Below are 18,578 nucleotides of genomic sequence, written 5' to 3' on the forward strand. Positions count from 1 at the left end.
GCTTCAGGGGGAACGGGGCTTCAGGCAAGTCATTCGCGAATGAATTCACCTACAGCGGTTGCCAGCTTCCGATCATGTGTACGATGCCTTGTTCGCCCTCGACCCGCAGTTGACCATGGGAACCGGCTGCGCTGGCTGACAGCACTACATCGCTGGGCAGGCGGATCGGTTTCTGGAACTGCACGCTGACCTCAACGTTCGACGCGGGCAAATGGTCGTCCAGGGTCGCCAGTGTCTGGGCTTTGAGCCACATGCCATGAGCGATGGCTTTGGGGAAACCGAACAGCCTGGCGCTGGGCGCACTCAGATGAATCGGGTTGTAATCGCCGGACACCTTGGCGTATTGCCTGCCGATAAGTGATGAGGCGTGCCAGCGTGCCAGTTCGCTCATTGCCATGGGGGCAGGCTCGAAATCGCCGCTGATCTCGCCTTCCAGTTTCACGCCCTTGCAGAGCATGGTGCTTTCTTCATCCCAGAGCAGTCCAAGGCCGTCTTCAACCTGAGTGATCAGAGTAAATGTCGCGCCTTTGGCATGGGGTTGCAGGTTTGTCGCCTGGACACTGATATACAACTGGCTGACGCCGCCGAGCGGGCGATGAACTCTGATGCGGTTGGTGATGTGGATCAGGCCCAGCAGCGGGAAGGGAAACTCCCGTGAGGTCATCAACTGCATCTGTAACGCAAAGGCGAGGACATGCGGGTAAGTGGGTGGCAGGAGGCTGTCATCCTTGAAGCCACAGACACTGCGATAGGCTGCCAGTTTGTCGGCGTCCACCGACATCCAGCTGCGCAGACCCACATCAGGTAGTTGCGTCCCGGTGACCTTGCGTCTCAATGCCGCCTGCATGAACAGGTTGGGCAGAGTTTGCAGGGAGTCCAGGTAGCGCCAGTGAGCAGTCATTATCCATCTCCTTGAACGAATGCGGGCTCAAGCCCCAATCACACTTTGACCACAGACACGCAAGACCTGGCCGGTCACCGCTCCGCTACCCGGCTGGCTCAGCCAGGCAACGGCTTCGGCGACGTCCTGCGGCAAGCCGCCCTGGCCAAGAGAACTCATGCGTCGACCTGCTTCACGCAAGGTGAAAGGCATTTCGGCGGTCATACGGGTTTCGATAAAGCCGGGTGCTACGGCATTGATGCTGATACCGCGCTGCCTGAGCGACGGAGCCATGGCCCGGGCAAAACCGATCAGGCCAGCCTTGCTGGCGCTGTAATTGGTTTGTCCGCGATTGCCGGCCAGCCCGCTGGTAGACGACATCAATACCACTCGTGCGTTGTCGTTCAGGGTGCCGTTATCCAGCAATGCCTGAGTCAGTGCCTGCGGGGCTTCGAGGTTGACCGCCAATACCGAGTCCCAGAAATCCGCCGACATGTTGGCCAGGGTCTTGTCGCGGGTGATACCGGCGTTATGCACCAGAATGTCGAGGCCACCTTGCAGATGCTCCTGCAACTGGACGGCGGCATCCGGGCTGCAGATATCCAGCGCCAGCGCTTGCCCGCCGAGCCTTGCAGCCAGGGCCTCCAGATCTGCCCGAGCCTGCGGCACATCCAGCAGCACGACATCGGCGCCATCGCGGGTGAGGGTTTCGGCAATCGCGGCGCCTATTCCACGTGCGGCACCCGTGACTACCGCCTTGCGCCCGGCCAAGGGGCGGCTCCAGTCCTGAACCTGTGCGGTGTTCGGGCTCAGATGGATGACCTGTCCCGAGATGAATGCGCTCTTGGGGGACAGGAAAAAGCGCAGCGCGCCTTCCAGTTGGTCTTCAGCCCCTTCGTCCACCTGTAACAGTTGAACGGTGCTGCCGTTGCGCATTTCCTTGGCCAGTGAACGGCTGAAGCCTTCAACGGCCTGCTGGGTACTGGCTGCCAGAGGGTCTTCAAGTGTCGCGGGGGCACGCCCGAGGATCACCACATGGGCGCATTGATCCAGATTGCGCAGCAGCGGCTGAAAGAAATCCCGTAACTGTTTGAGCTGTTCAGCGTGTACGAGCACGCTGGCGTCAAATACCACGGCCTTGAGTTTCGGGCCTTGTTCGGCGGCCCAGGCTGTTGCGCCGGGGATATCGCTGCCAAAGCTGTAGAGCGAGTCGGTCAGGCGTTGTGCGAACAGTCTGATGTGATCCGCCAGTGGCCCGGCGCTGATCAGCAGCGTTCCCTCTACAGGCCGCAAGCGTCCGGCTTGCCAACGCTCCAGATGCGTCGGGCTCGGAAGACCTACGGCTTTCACCAAGCGACGACCCATGTCGGAATTGGCGAAATTTATGTAGCGATCTGACGACATGGAACACTCTCCTTGAATCGGGGTTCAAAGACATGGACCACACTGAAGCGACATTTGTTCTTGTTTCAGCACGCTGTTCATCACCCGCCCAGACAATGCTTGAAGAAAAGGAAGTTTTTCATGACGCAGCTACGTCGTGTCGCCATCATCGGCGGTAACCGGATTCCATTTGCCCGCTCAAGCGGCGCCTATGCCACTGCCAGTAATCAAGACATGCTGACAGCTGCGCTGGAGGGCCTGATAGAGCGGTTCAACCTGCATGGCCTGCGTATGGGCGAGGTGGTTGCCGGAGCGGTGCTCAAGCACTCCCGGGACTTCAACCTGACCCGTGAATGCGTGCTGGGTTCGCGTCTGTCGGCGCAAACACCTGCTTACGATTTACAGCAGGCCTGTGGCACCGGCCTTGAATCTGCCTTGCTGGTGGCCAACAAGATTGCGTTGGGACAGATCGAATGCGGCATTGCCGGAGGCGTGGATACCACGTCCGATGCGCCGATAGGCGTCAATGAAGAGCTGCGTAATATCCTGTTGCAGATCAATCGCACCAAGACCGGCGCCGACAAGCTCAAGGCCCTCCTGAAATTGAGGCCCCAGCACCTCAAGCCGGAGCTGCCTCGTAACGGCGAACCGCGCACAGGTTTGTCCATGGGCCAGCATTGCGAACTGATGGCACAGCATTGGGGGATCGAGCGCGACGCTCAGGATCAACTGGCGCTGGAGAGTCATCTGAAAATGGCAGCCGCTTATGCAGATGGTTGGCAGAACGATCTGGTGACGCCTTATCTGGGGCTGACCCGTGATAACAACCTTCGTCCTGACCTGACGCTGGAAAAGCTGGCGAGCCTCAAACCCGCATTCGAGCGCAGCGCCAAGGGTACATTGACGGCTGGCAACTCGACACCGCTCACCGATGGCGCTTCGCTGGTGCTGCTGGCCAGTGAAGAGTGGGCCAAAGAGCGGGGTCTGCCAGTGTTGGCGTATTTACGCGATGGCGAAACGGCAGCCGTGAATTTCGTCAATGGCGAAGAAGGCCTGCTGATGGCTCCTGCCTATGCGGTGCCGCGTCTGCTGGCACGCAACGGTTTGACGCTGCAGGATTTCGATTACTACGAAATTCACGAGGCTTTCGCGGCTCAGGTGCTCTGTACGCTCAAGGCCTGGGAAGATCCCGAATACTGCAAGACCCGCCTGGGACTTGAGGCGCCATTGGGTTCCATCGACCGCAGCAAGATCAATATCAAGGGCAGTTCATTGGCGGCCGGCCACCCCTTTGCTGCAACGGGTGGCCGGATCGTTGCCAACCTGGCCAAACTGCTGGCGGTTGCAGGCCAGGGGCGCGGTCTGATCTCGATCTGCGCAGCGGGCGGGCAGGGCGTTACCGCGATTCTGGAACGCTGAAACAGGTCAGGCGTACATCTCATGAAGTGGGAAGGGCCTTGGCCGCGACGACACAACTGAAAGGCAACACATTTTCAGCGCCTTCAACTGCTGTCGCGGCCAAAGCCCCTCCCACGGATTTAAGGCCTCAAAAGTCCAGGCTCAATGCCACGCTGACACCCTGATGAGTCGTGTCATCGTTCTTGCGCCAGTTGTAACCTGCTCGCAGGGTCAGGTCGCGAGTCAGTTTCTGGCTCAGGCCCAGACTGGCGCGGTTGAGGTTACGTTGTGGCGTGTAGCCTTCAAGGGTGAAGTCAAGGCTTGGCAGGCTGTTCAGTGCCATGGTCACGTTCTGCCGGTCCGTTTCAAACTCCCGTTCATGAGCGAACTCGCCCCATATCCGGGTCGAAGACGTCAGCTCGAATGCGGTCTGCAAGCCAACACCTGCGCGCCGGGATTTGCGGGTCTGATCACTGAAGGTCAAGGCAGTCGAGCGGTTGCCTTGCTCCGAGTAGCCGTTCACATCGATATGAGCGTAATCGGCGCTGATAAAGGGCGACAGGTGCCAGCGGCTCGCGGCCCCCGCAATATCAAAACCAAGGCGCGCACTTGCAGCCCAGAGCTTGCCATCGGTGTCGCCCTTTTCCTGCCCTTCGCTGACGCCCAGAGCGAACTTGCGCTCGGCCTTGTCGTAATCCAGATGCCCTCCAGAAGCCGCCAGGTCTCCCCACCAGTGAGTGGCCTGATATTGCACAAAGGCCGTCGCAATGTAGCTGTTGAGCCTGTATTGCGAATCCTGTGCGCCTGCCTCCAGGTTTTGCCGATAAGCCCCGGCAACCAGCCCGGCACGCCAGTGTTCGGCGAAACGGTAGCTGCCTCCGAGGGTCAGGTTATAGCCGTGGCCATCCGCCTGGGCTGAAGTGTTCTGGGCATCGAAGTCGATCTTCTGACCGCCTGCGGCAAGGATGCTGCGCCACTGGCCAACACCTTGCCAATTGCCCCAATCGTTCAGCCACTGGGAACGAAGTTCGTCCTGTTGGGCGCGTAATGTGCCATTGGCCATTTCCGGCAGCAGAGTGATTTCCCAAGGGGCAGCCAGCAACGAATAGGCGTAGTCGGCAAACAGGCGCTGAGCTGCAACGGTCGGGTGGACCCGATCATTGAAGAACAGCCGGTTCGGGTCCGGCGTAGCGCTGTCCAGACCATAGGTGCTGTTTTCATCGCAGCCTGCGCCGTTGAAACAGGTTCCTACCAGATCCTGGTCGGCTGCGAAGCCGAAGCGACCGGGATCGGCCAGGGTTTCACTGATAAAGAGGGGCACATTGAGCGGGATGATCTGTGCATCGATCTGTTCCAGACGACTGACCAGTTGCTCGTTGAAGTCAGCGCTGAGTGCAGACGTCAGCGGTTGCAGGATAGTGCCGCTCAGCAGAGGCGTCTGGCCGATGTCCGGCAGCAGCCAGACCATGATGTAGCGGGCTCCTGCCTGTTGCAGGGCCTGTACGCTGTCAGCCAGATTGTCGGCAGAATCCGCAGCGTCACCGCTGCTCAGTACGCGGCCTTGCAAGAAGTCATTACCGCCACCTGTCAGGTAATACAGCGCGTTCGGGTCCGCTTGAAAATTGTTGCCGGGCAGATAGCCGGTCCGGGTTCGTAGCACGGTGCCGGTATTGGGATCGACCACGCGGGATTCAGAGGTGATGGCATCGTAGATCTGGTCCGTGCGATCACCTCCCACTGCCCAGTTATTACCGTCCGGTATCCCCAGTGCGGCATTCACTGCAGACGTGGAGGCATTCAGTTCACTGCCCGGAACATTGAGCAGCGTGCCCAGCAGAGTCGAGGAATTCAGCCCGATGATCTCGCCGCTGCCATCCTGATAGGTAGGCCCCACGCGATTGGTAAAGCGCAACGTTGCTCCGGGCGGCCCGTCCTGATCTGGAAACTGCCCCGCATCGGCCAGGCTGTCGCCAAACACGACCATCGTGGAGTAAGGGGCTGGAGCCGCGAATGTCGAGGTGCAGGCCAGAGTGAGCAAGCATGCTGCCAGAGGCCGACGCAGTGATGTTTCGGTCATGAAAAAAGCCCTTTTTATTGTTCTGCCTGTAGGGACCCTAGCAAGCATCCCCGTCACTTCCAGAACTAAAAGAACTTACCGCCCAGCGGTGGTAGAACCGATCGAAAGGATTGATAGGTCTGTGTCCGAGGGGTTACAGAGGTTGGGAGCTACCGCTCAAGATGATGCTGACAATAGAAATGTAGGCGGCTCATATACAGGTTTTTCGCAATATTTACCCATAACCATGTAACACCTTTGAGGCTTGGGAGTGCTGTTCAGTGCATAGCAATGCTTCCTGCTGTTTTGGTGGTGTAAGTATGTATATTGAAAAATTTATGATTTCAAAGGTGTGATATGACTGTAGAGCTACCCAATATCTATGTGTATCCAGATGACTATGGCACTGTTTCGGGCGTTACACGAATTAACCCGCTAATGGGCGGAATGCAGGCGCTGATGCAAGCGCGTGCTCAAAGAGATGTTGCATATTTAGCTGGTAATTGGTGGTCGATCGTTAACAGTCAGTTGAAAATGATAGCGTCTAATCGACCGCCTTATTGCTTGGCAGGTATGATGGCGGATGATTTTCATTCGGTTGCTTATGCCGATTTTATTAAGACTGTTAATCCTGGTGTTTCTAATGAGGATGCCTTGGCCGCTGGACGAAGTGATGGGCTGAGAAAGAAAGCGCAGGCCTTGGCGACACCTGAGTTTTCCGGTGGGATTTTTACACCCATTAAAGCCTTGATGCATTTTCTTCAAGCTGAAGGAACTCCAGCCACTGTGCCGTTGAATCGCACGGGTATTAAGCCTGCTGCTGATAAGATTCCCGATTTGATGGCAATCATCAGGACTGCCCGTATCGGAAAAACCTCAGTTGATCTGACCGTGCCTTACTATACCGGGCAGGACTCGTTTACTGCTCGTATGTATCTAGGATCTATTACAATACGTATCACGGGTGAGGTAATACATACAGCATCTGGAGTGATTAGCTTTTTGGGTGAGGTTCGGGCATATAATGATGTGTATGATGCTAATCGAAGCCAGCATCGTAATGACTTTGATGAACGAGCTACTACAAATTTAAGGGAAATGGAGCGCGTATCCGGTGCAGTGCCTTATGGAATAAAAATGCCAGGTTCTATTCCTATAAGCTATTCAAATCAATAAAGTCTGGACTGTGATGGAGTTCCCTTTTGGAAGCGCTTGTCTGCGCAGGTGCAAAAAAAACGGTACTCCATTGGTGTTGTTGTGTTTAAGATTGGTGCGGTTTTTTATTGATGTGTGGGGAGGGAACATATGAGAATTAGCTATCGTTTGCTGGTGGCCACTTTATTGTTTGTCATGGCTTGGTTTTGTTTGTTTTTTGCTGGGGATGGAGTTCCAGAGAACTCTTCGGACCTGTCAGATACCCGAGGCTTGCCTGCGGTTACCATTTATACGGTTATGCTCCAAGCCATCAGTGGTGTTGCCTTACTTCTCGCAACGATTGGGTTGGTAGTCTCGGCAAGGTTTGAATCAAGCTCGTGGGGGAAAAGAGTTGCTGTTTTTTCGATTTTTAATATATGCCTTTTACTTACTTCCATTGTAGGTGTTTTTGTCATTGGATCTTTCTTGTTTGAAAAAACGCTTGGGCTTGTCGGTATTCTTCTTTATCTGGCCGTCATCGCTCTAGTGATATCGGCATTGCCTAAACGTTCTCAGCGCTAACCTCAAATCTGTGGCCGCACCGTTTTTCGCGCTCCCTGTATTTTTTAAATAACGCAGCGGGGCTGGCTTATCACTAACCCCGCTGACGGCCTGTTTTCTCTTCACCTCATGCCGCCTGATTGTGTGCGATTGCATCCAGATAGGCGGCCAGTTCGTGCAGGTACACGAAGGGGTGGCCCTGTCGTGTGCCGCCGGTGCGGTTGACTTTCAAGGCGATACGGCCCGCGTTGATCTTGCGCAGCAGATTGCGATCGTTCGAGATGTGCGAGAAATAACGCTCCCTGACCGCGCTCAGTGTCGGGCATGGGGTGGCGAATTCCTTGCGAAGCAGATCCAGTGTATTGGTCATTGGCGATTACTCCCTGTGGGTAAAAGTCTGAGTCATGTTTCGTCTCCTTCCCACTGGCCATCGGGTCTTGAACGTTGCTGCTTGGGTGGCTCGGTCATCGGTGATGAGAGACGTGAACCAACAATACGATATGTATTTTGAACCTGCAATACGTTTTGTATTTTTAAATACGTTTTGTATTTTCTCCGTCCTCGAATTCCACGTACCAGGCGAGGTGGATCGTGTCGTTTGTGTGGTCGCGAGTGACGGTGACGCCTTCGGCTTCCATGAGGTGTTCAGCGATCTGTTCCCAATGAAGAAGAGATTCGCCAGGCTCTCGATGAAGGCGTATCTGGTGCTCGATCTGAGCCTGAGGGCTGCTGATGAGTGCTTGAATACGTTGGACCAACGCCAGATAAGCATCGTGTTGCGACATATCAGGTGTCCAGGCAGGCATGATTCAATTCCTTTTTGCTGTATGTGCATACAGTAATTCAGGTCTTTTTCCTACGCAACAGTGAAATGTGTCCGGCTTGCAATAAGAGGGAAGGGCTCGAATGGCGGAAATAAAAAAGCCCCGAAAATTCGGGGCTTTGGTCTGGAAGGGTTGAGCTAGAGCCGCATGGTCATCTGTCTGATGACTCCGATCAACTTGCAGTCTTCCGTGATGGGGATTGTCGGGTAGGCGGGGTTCAGGGGCTTGAGGAAATAGCGGCCTGCATCCTCGACCAGCTTCTTGAACGTTGCCTCGTTGCTCTCGGGAAGTTTGGCAATCACCAGCTTTCCGGGGGTTGGCTCAAGCCCGGTGTCGACCAGAATCAGCATGCCTTCCGGAATGCTCTGACCTGCCGTAGCGGTCATGGAATCGCCGCGCACCATCAGCCAGAAGGCCTGGCCCTTGGCCTTGTAGTCGGTGAGTTCAAAGGTATCCGAATAGCCGGCCGGGTAGGGCTCGACAGCTTCGTTCCAGCCACCGGCCTCTACCCAGCTGATTACCGGGTAGCGGTAAAAGCGCGAGGGTTGAGCGGTAGGCGCAACGTTCTGTTGCCCTGGCTCATGAGAGGGGAGCGATGTTTCAAGAATGGGCAGATCCAGCTCGCTCAAAAACCGGTTGATCACATCGATCTTCGGTTCGCGCTTGCCGTTCAGCCAATGCCCTACGGCACCCGGAGTCACACCCATTCGCTCAGCCATGTCTTCCTGGCTGATTTCCAGGTTCTCCATGGCCTTTCTGGCGATTTCATACCATTTATTCATGCGCGAAATACTACAGCCTGTATGGGGTTCGACAATCGACACAGTGTAGTGGTTTTTCTGGATTTACAATACAAAATGTATTTTACTCGCAAAATAAACAATTCGTTTAATGAGTTGCTTTCAGCGAGGAAAGAGAATGATTGATGAAGTCGAGGCCGTGATGGCCAATTGGGGAGAGCAACGGATGCGTCTGGGCCTGGGCGGCGGGTTGAGCAGCCCGATGGCAGGCATCATGGAGTGGGGCGCTTATATCCCCCGGCGTACGCCGGGCTCCAGAGCCTTGATCGGTAACGGCAGCGGTATGGATTACATCGGCAGTGAAGTCGAGGCCGCTGTGGCGGAACTGTCCCGTGGTCCGGCCAAGGGCAGAGGCCCTGAGCTGGCGAAACTGGCGCAATACCGTTACGTCGATCTGCTACCTGCCCGTGAGCAGATGCGTCTGCTCGGTATCAATGAAGGTGCCGACAGAACCTACCGAAACTGGGTGGAAAAACTGCATCAGCAGGTTTTGTCGATCCTGGCGGCCCGCAGCGCGAATCGTGGCGCAAGAGATAAGGCTCAGGCATCCGAGGTGGCAGGCCGCAAGGCGGGTTGAGTTTCTGCTTTGATCATGTCCGCCAGAGCCGTTTCGTGTACTGGCGAACGAACATACTCTTCACGGCCCTTCCTGGGCCGTTTTTTATAGAGGGACGCTGCCTCCTCGCTTCTTTTACGTCCTCATCGCCATCCCGCCCTATTTATCTGTCTGGAAGCTTTCGCGAATGAATTCGCTCCTACGGGGTTCCCGGTAGGAGCGAATTCATTCGCGAAAGGATCAATAAAGCAGACGCGAAAAGCTCAACGAAATACCGTTTATCCGGGCCAATTGTCGAAGCGTGGTTGAACTCCGGCTGAAGTCTGGTCGAACTCGACCCACCCCCCAAAAGGCCCTTTCCAGCCTTTCCGAAGGGGGGTACAAAGGCACCACGATATGCGATTTGCGTCTGGGGACAACAACTCGGAACACACTTCAAATCAAACATACCGCCAGCTTCTTCTCTTGTTCCTTCTGGCCGCCTTGTGCGGTCTTTTTTATTCCCGGAGTACCGATGGACCCAACTGACCTTGGCCCAGGCACAGCTACCTGGCTGGGCGGGACCGGCACCATCCTGCTTGGTGGCTTTTTATGGCTGCGCAAGTTTCTTTCAAAAGACGCCGCAGACCGGGCAATGGATAACGCCGATATCGGTACCGTCCGGCGCCTGAATGAATTGCTCGACTCAGAGCGCGAGGCTCGCAAGGAGGCTGAGGCCCGAGCGGACCAGTTCGCAAAAGAGCGTAATGAGCTGGCCGCTGCGGTTGGCCGTATGGAGGGCAAGGTTGAAGTCCTCACCAGCCAGATTGCTCAACTCACTGACAAGGTGACGACGCAAAGCGCCGAGATTGCCCGGCTTCGCTCTCAGCTAGGAGGTCCCACGGATGGACAGATGCGCAATTAACTTTATCGCCCGCCACTGGTGGCGTCGGGTGGAGATCTGGGTGATCGCTGCTCTGCTGGCGGCCGGGAGCCTGACACTGGGCTTTCAGGCCGGGCAATGGTCGGCCAGTTTCGAGCACACCAAGCAACTGGCCGAGATACGCCAGGCATACGACGCTGCCATGGGTAAGCGCGATATCAGCCTGGTCAGGCTGGCAGAGAGCGCAACTCAGGCGGTAGACAAGGCCGAAAGCGCCGCCTCGGCGGCGACCGAGGCAGCGAATACCGCAAGCCGTGCGGCTGACAAGGCCGATGCGGCGCTGAGCAAGGCTCGGCAGTAACCCCCACCGATATCCGACACCTCTGGATTTACCCATGAAGATAACTCCGATTGTTGCTCATTTGCAGGCGACATGCCCGACCTTTGCCGGGCGAATCAGCGCCGGTATTTACTGGAATGCCGTCATGAACAGTACGGCGCTCAGTTCCCCCTCGGCCTACGTGATTGCAACGGGCGATGCGGCAACGGCCAATGACCTCAAGAACGCGGTGCGTCAGAACATCACCGACCAGATTGATGTGGTGGTAGTGCTCACGGGCAGCGACGAGCGTGGCCAGGAGGCGAGCGAGCAACTGCATGCCGTTCGCGCCGAACTCTGGCGTGCGCTGGTGGGCTGGAACGCCGGCAGCGACTACGAGCCGCTGGAGTACACAGGCGGCGGTTTGTTGCAGGTCAATGCCTCGCAAGTGGCATGGCGCTTTGGTTTCGCGGCGCAGTTTCAACTGGGTCGCAATACATCCGATCAGCCTGCCGAAACCTGGCACGAGGTTTTTCTGGATGGTCTGCCGGGTTTCACCGGCGCGACTTTCGACATGGACTGTATCGATCCGGCAGATCCGAATCTGAAATCTCCCGGCCCCGATGGACGTATCGAAATGAAGTTCTCAGGAGACGTAACACCATGACTCAACGCATCACTGTGATCCCGGTCGCTGGCCGGGTTGTACCTGATCCGGAGGCGGGCGACCTGTTGCCGGCCGAAGGTCGTGAAGTCCGATTCAACGCATGGTGGCAGCGCCGTTACAACGATGGCGATGTCACCACTGCAACCGAGCAATCCCCAACCATCAAGGCCGTCACGGCGTAATCAAGAGGAAGCCAAACAATGGCTATCAGTTTCAATAACATTCCATCCGATGTTCGTGTTCCGCTGTTCTATGCGGAAATGGACAACTCTGCAGCCAACAGCGCTTCGGCAAGCATGCGCCGTCTGATCGTTGCCCAGGTCAACGACGATGCAACCGGTCCTGAAATCGGTTCGCTGGTACTGGTGCCCAGCGTATCGCTGGCCAAGAACATCGGCGGCCAGGGCTCCATGCTGGCCTCGATGTACGAAACCTGGCGCAAGGCCGATCCTACCGGTGAAGTCTGGTGCCTGCCGCTGCTCAACACGGTCGGCTCCAAGGCCAGCGCCACCCTCACGTTTACAGGCACTGTCACCGAATCCGGTCTGCTGAACCTGTACGTCGGTGGCGTACGGGTGCAGGCTAGCGTCGTCAATGGCGCGACCGCTGCCCAGGCGGCCACGGCGTTGTCGGTAAAGATCAATGCTACGCCGGACCTGCCGGTCAAGGCCGAGGTCGAAGCGGGTGTTGTAACCCTGTCCGTGAAGTGGAGCGGTGAGAGCGGTAACGACATCCAGCTGGAATTCAATCGTCTGGGTAAAACCAATGGCGAGGTCACTCCGGCCGGTCTGGCCGTTGTTGCCACTGCCCTGACCGGCGGTGTCGGCACTCCGGATCAGGTGGCTGCACTGGCCGCGCTGGGCGATGAGCCTTTCGAGTTCCTGTGCGTGCCATGGTCCGATACCACCACGCTGGATGCCTGGAAATCGGCAATGGACGACAGCACCGGTCGCTGGAGCTGGGCCAAGCAACTCTACGGTCACGTCTACAGCGCCAAGCGCGGCACGGTCGGTACTCTGGTCGCCGCAGGTCAACTGCGTAACGATCAGCATGTCACGATCCAGGGCGTCGAAATCGGTGTGCCACAGCCGGTGTGGGTGCAGGCTGCTGCTCTGGCTGCGCGTACCGCGGTGTTCATCTCTGCCGATGCCAGCCGTCCGACTCAGACCGGCACCCTGCCTGGCCTGGACCCGGCGCCTGCCAGTGCCCGCTTCACGCTCACCGAACGTGAGTCGCTGCTGCGTTACGGTATCGCCACCGCTTACTACGAAGGCGGTTACGTACGTATTCAGCGTTCGATCACCACGTACCAGAAGAACGCCTACGGTCAGGCGGACAACTCGTACCTGGACAGCGAAACCCTGCACCAGTCGGCGTTCATCATTCGTCGTCTGCAAAGCGTGATCACCAGCAAGTATGGCCGTCACAAGCTGGCCAACGATGGCACCCGTTTCGGTGCCGGTCAGCCGATCGTCACGCCAAGCACCATTCGTGGTGAGCTGATCGCTCAGTACGCCAGGCTCGAAGAAGAAGGCCATGTGGAAAACGCAGAGCTGTTCGCTGAGCACCTGGTCGTCGAGCGCGACACCCAGGACCCGAGCCGCATCAACGTGATGTTCCCGCCGGATTACATCAACGGTCTGCGCGTGTTCGCACTGCTCAATCAGTTCCGCCTGCAATACGACGCTGCGGCGTAAATTCAACCTCGACATTCAAACCCGCCTTGTGCGGGTTTTTTCATTCTGGAGATAAAGAACATGGCTCAAAAAGTAGCTGGTACCTGCTACATCAAGGTGGACGGCACTCAACTGACTATCACTGGCGGCGGTGAAGCCCCTTTGATGAACATCAAGCGCGAGACCGTTGTGCCGGGCTATTTCAAGGAAGTGGACAAGGCTCCGTCGCTGAGCTTCACGGCGGTTCATACCCCTGACTTTCCCTTGAAAGCGCTCACCACCGGTGTGGACATGACCATCACCTGTGAATTCCAGAACGGCAAGATCTACGTTCTGTCGGGTGCCTATCTGGTTGATGAACCGACCAGCAAGGGCGAAGAGGGCACCATCGAGCTGAAGTTCGACGGTAACCAGGGGAGCTGGCAATGAGTGAAGTCATCGTACTGGCGAGCCCGGTCGAGGCGCACGGGGAATCCCTTTCGCAACTGACTTTCCGTCGCCCTACGGCGCAGGAAGCGCGAGCGATCAAGGCGCTGCCTTACAAGATCGACAAGCACGAGGAGGTGTCGCTCGACCTGGAAGTCGCTGCGAAATACATCGCGGTCTGCGCAGGCATTCCTCCGTCCTCGGTCGATCAGCTTGATCTTTCCGATATCAACAAGCTGAGCTGGAAGGTCGCGAGTTTTTTCATGGCAGCGGCATCAGAGACCTCCAAGGCCTGATAGCCGTCGTCTACGACCTCGCATACTTCTGGAAAGTTGATCCCGAACTGATGATGTCCAGGTCCCTGGACATCATCACCGAGTCGATTTTGCAGTCGCAGCGTATCAATCAGATCCTGCAGGGGGAGTGATGGCAAATCCATCCAGGCTTGAAGCGCTTTTTAAAGGCGTCGATGAGCTGTCTCCTACTCTGGCTAACATGCGCAAGAATGTTGACGCTTTCAAAACCGGACTCGAAGGGTCCGGTCTGGGGAAAATCAACATTGCAGGCGTGATCGAGGGGAATGCCTTTACGGGCCCCTTGATTGCCGGGGTAAAGGCAGCAATCGGTTTTGAAACATCCATGGCCAATGTGAAAAAGGTCGTGGCTTTTGAGACACCGCAGCAATTCCAGCAAATGGGCACCGATATTCTGGACATGAGCGAACGGCTCCCGGAAACCGCCAATGGAATTGCGGCAATCGTGGCGACAGGTGCCAAGGCCAGCGTGCCGCGTGCTGAGTTGCAAGGCTTTGCGGAAGACGCCGTGAAGATGGGCGTTGCTTTCGGCCAGACGGGGGCGGAGTCTGGCGAAATGATGGCCAAGTGGCGATCCTCGCTTAGCCTCTCGCAGCCTGAAGTCCAAAAGCTTGCCGAGCAGATCAATACCCTGGGCGGTAATGATCTGGAGAAAGAGATTGCAACCATGGTTACTGCGATGGCGCCGTTGGGTGCTGTGGCAGGGAAGGCCAGCGGTGAAGTCGCGGCCATGGCGGCCACGTTGGCTGGTGTGGATGTGCCGGCTGATGTGGCGACCAAGGGCGTCAAGAGCCTCATGAAAACCCTGACCGAAGGCGGGCCAGCGAAAGCCGGGGCTTTCAAGGATTTACAGCTTGATCTCGATCAACTGACTCAGGGCATGCAGACGGATCCTTCCGGGACTATCGAGAAGGTTTTGAGCACCCTGTCCCAGGTTGATCCAGCCAGGCAGAGCGATGTGGTTTCGCAGTTGTTCGGTGCCGAATCACTGGGCGCCATAACGCCGTTGCTGAAGAACCTCGATGACCTGAAAGCCAACTTCGGCAAGGTTGCAGAAGGCGCTAAATCCGCGGGCTCAATCGAGCAGGAGTTCGCCGACAACTCGCGCACTACTGCGGTTGCCATTCAGCTTATGCAAAACCGCATGGATCGGATTGGTACCAATATCGGCGGCATTTTCCTGCCCGCGATAAACGATGCAATCGCCGTCATCGGCCCGATGATTTCCATGGTCGCTGCATTGGCGGCCGAACACCCTGAGGTCATCAAGGGCGTTGTAGGTGCTGCGGTTGCCTTTGGCGTCTTGCAAGTGGCCGTGCTGGCCGCGACCAATGCGGCTCGTTTGTTCAGCATGGTCATCGGTTTGTCGCCGGTCGGAATCGCTGTACGCGCTATTGCCCTGGCTGCTGGATTCTTGATTGCCAACTGGTCCTCTGTCGCACCGTTTTTTGCGGCAGTCTGGGCTTCGATCCAGGGGGCGGCCAGTGCCGTCTGGGACGTACTGAAAACCATATTTTCCTGGTCGCCACTGGGCATGATCGTGGCGATATGGCAGCCCTTGACGGAGGTTTTCTCGGCGCTCTGGGATGTCATCAAAGCACTGTCCACACCGTTCTTTGACTTCCTGAGGTTGATGTTCTCCTGGACACCGCTGGGCATGGTTGTAGAGAACTGGCAACCGATCAGCGAATTCTTCGGTCTGGTATGGGAGGGGATCAAGGCTCCAGCGCTTGTATTCGCCGATGTTCTGAAAACGATGTTCGACTGGTCTCCCTTGGGGATCATCATCAAGCACTGGGAGCCGATCAGAAGCTGGTTCACTGGCCTGTGGGACGATGTGAAGTCGGGCATCAATTCGGCATTGAGCTTTTTCGGCTTTGGAGAAGAAGGGATTCTTAAAGGCACTACCCAAAAGCTCAATGAGTTTGCTGAAGGGCAAAGGCTGCGCAATGCAGGTCCTGGTGGCGGTACTGGCGCATTTGTGATGGCAGATGCCGTCAATACCAGCCAGTCGAATCAACAGCGTCTCAACACTGCGCTGGGCGTGCCATCGACCAGCGCACTGCTTGCTGCTCCAAACCTGCCTGAGCCCGGCAGCCTGCTTCTACAAGGGGCAGCCGCTAATCGACGTCTGGAAGGTGAACTCAACATCCGTTTTGACAATGCGCCTGCTGGCATGCGTCCGGGTGAAGTGCGGACCAACCAGCCCGGCTTGACGATCTCGCCAAGCGTTGGCTATCGAACAATCGGAGGAGCAGGATATGACGACATGGCGTGACAGACTGATGCCCGCTTCTTTCCGCGGCATTGGTTTCTTTATTGAAACGGACAGTGTCCCGGTTGGCCGCAAGGGGCAGCTTCACGAGTTTCCGCAACGCGACGAGCCTTATTTCGAGTCGCTGGGCAAGGAATCGCAAATTTATACGATGGAAGCTCTTCTGGTTGGCGAGGACTGTTTCGAGCGTCGTGACAGATTGCTGGAGGCTCTTGAAGCCAATGGGGCTGGCGAGCTTGTCCATCCGTGGCTTGGGCGCATGCAGGTGCAGGTTGGCGGTTGCATCTTGAAACACAGCCGGACTGAAGGTGGCGTAGTCAGGCTGTCGTTGAAGTTTTACCCGGATCAGCCGCTGCGCTTTCCGACTTCAACGGTCAATACCCGGCGACAACTCGTGCAAGCCTCCGACGGGCTGCTGGATTCGGCGCTCAAACGCTATCGGGCGGTCATGTCTGTAGTGGATGCAGCGCGCATCAATATTCAGGCGCTGCGCAGTGCTTTGTCGGGGATTTTTGCCGTGATTCAGCGGCAGTTTACCCCCTTCATGACGATCTACTCGGATGTGACCAGTCTGGTTCATTCGCTGGTCAATGCGCCACTTACATTGAGCACAATGTTCTCCAGTTTCTTTGCCAGCTTTGATGGGGATAGCAGTAGCAATACAGGCTCGGGTGCAAGCTTCAATGTGGGCACGGGTTCAGGTTCAGGCACGGGCGGGAATGGAGCAGGCACCGGGTCCGGGAGTGGAGTCGGCACAGGTTCGGGCAGTGGCACAGGTGCTGGAACAGGCACAAGTGCGAGTAGCAGCAGTTCGTCCGTCAATTACAGGGCGACAATTTCCGATGCCACGCAGCAGGCCGAGGCGATTGCCAGTATCAATCTGGTCAACCAGGGCGGTGGGCTCGATACCGGCTCCGCGGCCCAGGCAACGGCCAATCTGGTTCAGGACTCCTTGCTGGTCAAGGTTGCCAGGGTTGTGGCAAGCATGCCGGTTGCCACTGCTGCGGTGCCGATCATTGCCACGCCGTCACTGGAGCATCAAGTGGTGATGCCGGTCGATCGTGCTCAGGTTCCTGTCGCCGATGATGTGATCGAGCTGCGTGACACCCTCAGTTCGGCAATCTGGGAGGCTTCGCTGAAAGCTGATCCGGAGCATTACCTGGCGCTCAACACATTGCGTCAGGCATTGATCCGTCATCTGAACGCCGTGGCGGCTTCCGGGGTGCGTCTGGTTGACATCAAGGTCGCCGAGCCGTTGCCTGCGCTGGTACTGGCTTATCGTCGCTTCGGCGATGCAACACGCTCGGTCGAGGTCGTGCAGCGTAACCGTGTCCAGCATCCAGGCTTCTTGCCGCCAGGCACTTTGAAAGTCGCCCAGGAGTAGCCCCATGGATAAGGCAAATGCTGTCACCTTGACGGTGGATAACATGGATTATGGCGGCTGGAAAACCATCTCGATCTCTGCCGGTATCGAGCGTCAGGCCCGCAGTTTCACGGTGGGTATTACCTGGCAGTGGCCAGGGCAGAACTTCTCTCGACCGATCAGGCAAGGTGATAAATGCGAGGTTCGTATCGGGGGCGATTTGATCCTGACGGGTTGGGTCTTTGCGACGCCGATCAACTATGACGACAAGACGATCACCCTGAGTATCTCCGGGCGCTCTCTTACGGCAGATCTTGTTGATTGCTCCGCGGTCAACAAACCCGGTCAGTGGAAGGAACAAGGGGCGTTCAGCATCATCCAGGCGCTTGTGGCCCCCTACAAGGTGGGTGTGGTGAGTGAGATTGCTGAAACCGGCAAGATTCCCGATCACACCATCGTTCCTGCAGAAACGGTGTTCAAGTCCATCGACCGGATCCTGACGCGGTTTCGGATTTTCTCCACCGACGATGAGCAGGGGCGTCTGGTACTGGCCAAGCCTGGCAGCAAGGGACGGGCAGTGGATCGGCTGGAACTGGGGCAGAACATCCTTTCTGCGGCAGCGCCTCTCGATTTCTCCGGTACTTTTTCCGAGTACCGGGTGATCGGGCAACGCGCTGGCAATGATAAGACGTACGGCAAGCAATCCAGTGAAGTCTCGGCGCAGGCATTTGATCGCAGAGTCAATCGCAACCGAGTCCTGATCATCCATGAGTCGTCACCAGTGACTACCGAGCTTGCCCAGAGCCGTGCGAACTGGGAGCGCAGCAATCGCATGGGCAAGGCGCAGGTCACGACCTACAAGGTGCAAGGATGGCGGCAGACCAATGGCGATCTCTGGCGTCACAACACGCTGGTGCGAGTCGTGGACCGGGTGATCGGTGTCGATCAGGACATGTTGATCTCGCAGATCACTTACACGCTCGACGAAAAAGGAACAGTGACGACCCTGGTCGTCGGCCCACCTGAAATGTACGAAGCCGAACCCGACGATCCGCACAAGGCTGGCAAAAAGTAGAGAGCGGCA

At 56.9% G+C, this 18,578-nt stretch carries 20 protein-coding genes; 14 read left to right on the forward strand and 6 right to left on the reverse strand.

All coding sequences use genetic code 11. From position 1 onward, the window contains the following. Positions 1–49 precede the first annotated feature (49 nt). Positions 50–901 (reverse strand): MaoC family dehydratase, encoded by an 852-nt coding sequence (locus JL015_RS24930; protein WP_183143742.1) that lies wholly within the window; start codon positions 899–901, stop codon positions 50–52. 27 nt (positions 902–928) lie between these two features. Beyond that, a complete protein-coding gene (locus JL015_RS24935) occupies positions 929–2,284 on the reverse strand; it encodes a 3-oxoacyl-ACP reductase (RefSeq protein WP_122320503.1) in 1,356 nt (451 codons plus the stop codon). A 120-nt stretch (positions 2,285–2,404) separates the two neighbouring features. Between JL015_RS24935 and JL015_RS24940 the strand changes: the two genes are divergently transcribed. Then, complete coding sequence (locus tag JL015_RS24940) at positions 2,405–3,682, forward strand: acetyl-CoA C-acetyltransferase (RefSeq protein ID WP_201020373.1); 1,278 nt, start codon at positions 2,405–2,407, stop codon at positions 3,680–3,682. 127 nt (positions 3,683–3,809) lie between these two features. On the opposite strand, the gene estP is transcribed toward JL015_RS24940, so the two are convergent. Beyond that, positions 3,810–5,738 carry an esterase EstP gene (gene estP / locus JL015_RS24945; RefSeq protein WP_201020374.1) on the reverse strand — a complete coding sequence of 643 codons (1,929 nt, stop codon included), beginning with the start codon at positions 5,736–5,738 and terminating at the stop codon, positions 3,810–3,812. Between the two features lie 336 nt (positions 5,739–6,074). Between estP and JL015_RS24950 the strand changes: the two genes are divergently transcribed. Both JL015_RS24950 and JL015_RS24955 read left to right on the forward strand, forming a co-directional pair. Further along, positions 6,075–6,893: a lipid II-degrading bacteriocin gene (locus JL015_RS24950; RefSeq protein WP_201020375.1), complete on the forward strand. Its 819-nt coding sequence runs from the start codon at positions 6,075–6,077 to the stop codon at positions 6,891–6,893. 129 nt (positions 6,894–7,022) lie between these two features. Then, on the forward strand, positions 7,023–7,433 hold the full coding sequence (locus tag JL015_RS24955; RefSeq protein ID WP_201020376.1) for a hypothetical protein: 411 nt from the start codon (positions 7,023–7,025) through the stop codon (positions 7,431–7,433). Between the two features lie 106 nt (positions 7,434–7,539). On the opposite strand, the gene JL015_RS24960 is transcribed toward JL015_RS24955, so the two are convergent. From JL015_RS24960 to JL015_RS24970, 3 genes are all read right to left on the reverse strand, one after another. Further along, the gene (locus JL015_RS24960; RefSeq protein ID WP_122320508.1) at positions 7,540–7,782 is read right to left on the reverse strand and encodes a pyocin activator PrtN family protein; all 243 of its coding nucleotides are present in this window, start codon (positions 7,780–7,782) and stop codon (positions 7,540–7,542) included. 163 nt (positions 7,783–7,945) lie between these two features. Next, a complete protein-coding gene (locus JL015_RS24965; protein WP_201020377.1) occupies positions 7,946–8,218 on the reverse strand; it encodes a DUF1654 domain-containing protein in 273 nt (90 codons plus the stop codon). Between the two features lie 155 nt (positions 8,219–8,373). Further along, positions 8,374–8,985 carry a LexA family protein gene (locus JL015_RS24970; protein WP_183143743.1) on the reverse strand — a complete coding sequence of 204 codons (612 nt, stop codon included), beginning with the start codon at positions 8,983–8,985 and terminating at the stop codon, positions 8,374–8,376. 169 nt (positions 8,986–9,154) lie between these two features. On the opposite strand from JL015_RS24970, the gene JL015_RS24975 reads away from it, so the two are divergent. From JL015_RS24975 to JL015_RS25025, 11 genes are all read left to right on the forward strand, one after another. Beyond that, on the forward strand, positions 9,155–9,613 hold the full coding sequence (locus JL015_RS24975; protein ID WP_201020378.1) for a hypothetical protein: 459 nt from the start codon (positions 9,155–9,157) through the stop codon (positions 9,611–9,613). Positions 9,614–10,106: 493 nt separating this feature from the next. Further along, a complete protein-coding gene (locus JL015_RS24980; protein ID WP_201004889.1) occupies positions 10,107–10,496 on the forward strand; it encodes a chemotaxis protein in 390 nt (129 codons plus the stop codon). After that, complete coding sequence (locus JL015_RS24985; protein WP_025262100.1) at positions 10,477–10,815, forward strand: hypothetical protein; 339 nt, start codon at positions 10,477–10,479, stop codon at positions 10,813–10,815. The genes JL015_RS24980 and JL015_RS24985 overlap by 20 nt, the downstream gene beginning before the upstream one ends. Before the next feature lie 34 nt (positions 10,816–10,849). Then, positions 10,850–11,440 (forward strand): phage tail terminator protein, encoded by a 591-nt coding sequence (locus JL015_RS24990; RefSeq protein ID WP_201020379.1) that lies wholly within the window; start codon positions 10,850–10,852, stop codon positions 11,438–11,440. Then, positions 11,437–11,622 (forward strand): DUF2635 domain-containing protein, encoded by a 186-nt coding sequence (locus JL015_RS24995; protein ID WP_095068307.1) that lies wholly within the window; start codon positions 11,437–11,439, stop codon positions 11,620–11,622. The genes JL015_RS24990 and JL015_RS24995 overlap by 4 nt, the downstream gene beginning before the upstream one ends. Positions 11,623–11,640: 18 nt before the next feature. Beyond that, positions 11,641–13,137 carry a phage tail sheath subtilisin-like domain-containing protein gene (locus JL015_RS25000; RefSeq protein ID WP_201020380.1) on the forward strand — a complete coding sequence of 499 codons (1,497 nt, stop codon included), beginning with the start codon at positions 11,641–11,643 and terminating at the stop codon, positions 13,135–13,137. A gap of 60 nt (positions 13,138–13,197) precedes the next feature. After that, positions 13,198–13,545: a phage tail tube protein gene (locus JL015_RS25005; RefSeq protein WP_201020381.1), complete on the forward strand. Its 348-nt coding sequence runs from the start codon at positions 13,198–13,200 to the stop codon at positions 13,543–13,545. Then, positions 13,542–13,838 (forward strand): phage tail assembly protein, encoded by a 297-nt coding sequence (locus JL015_RS25010; protein ID WP_201020382.1) that lies wholly within the window; start codon positions 13,542–13,544, stop codon positions 13,836–13,838. Before JL015_RS25005 ends, JL015_RS25010 begins: the two co-directional genes overlap by 4 nt. Positions 13,839–13,968: 130 nt before the next feature. Beyond that, entirely contained in the window at positions 13,969–16,134 is a 2,166-nt protein-coding gene (locus JL015_RS25015) for a phage tail tape measure protein (protein ID WP_201020383.1), read from the forward strand. Then, a complete protein-coding gene (locus JL015_RS25020; protein ID WP_201020384.1) occupies positions 16,118–17,515 on the forward strand; it encodes a DNA circularization protein in 1,398 nt (465 codons plus the stop codon). The genes JL015_RS25015 and JL015_RS25020 overlap by 17 nt, the downstream gene beginning before the upstream one ends. Positions 17,516–17,519: 4 nt before the next feature. After that, positions 17,520–18,569: a phage baseplate assembly protein gene (locus JL015_RS25025; protein ID WP_201020385.1), complete on the forward strand. Its 1,050-nt coding sequence runs from the start codon at positions 17,520–17,522 to the stop codon at positions 18,567–18,569. The last annotated feature ends 9 nt before the right edge of the window (positions 18,570–18,578 follow it).

The sequence above is a fragment of the Pseudomonas cichorii genome, from assembly GCF_015471405.1.
Taxonomy (GTDB): domain Bacteria; phylum Pseudomonadota; class Gammaproteobacteria; order Pseudomonadales; family Pseudomonadaceae; genus Aquipseudomonas; species Aquipseudomonas serbiensis.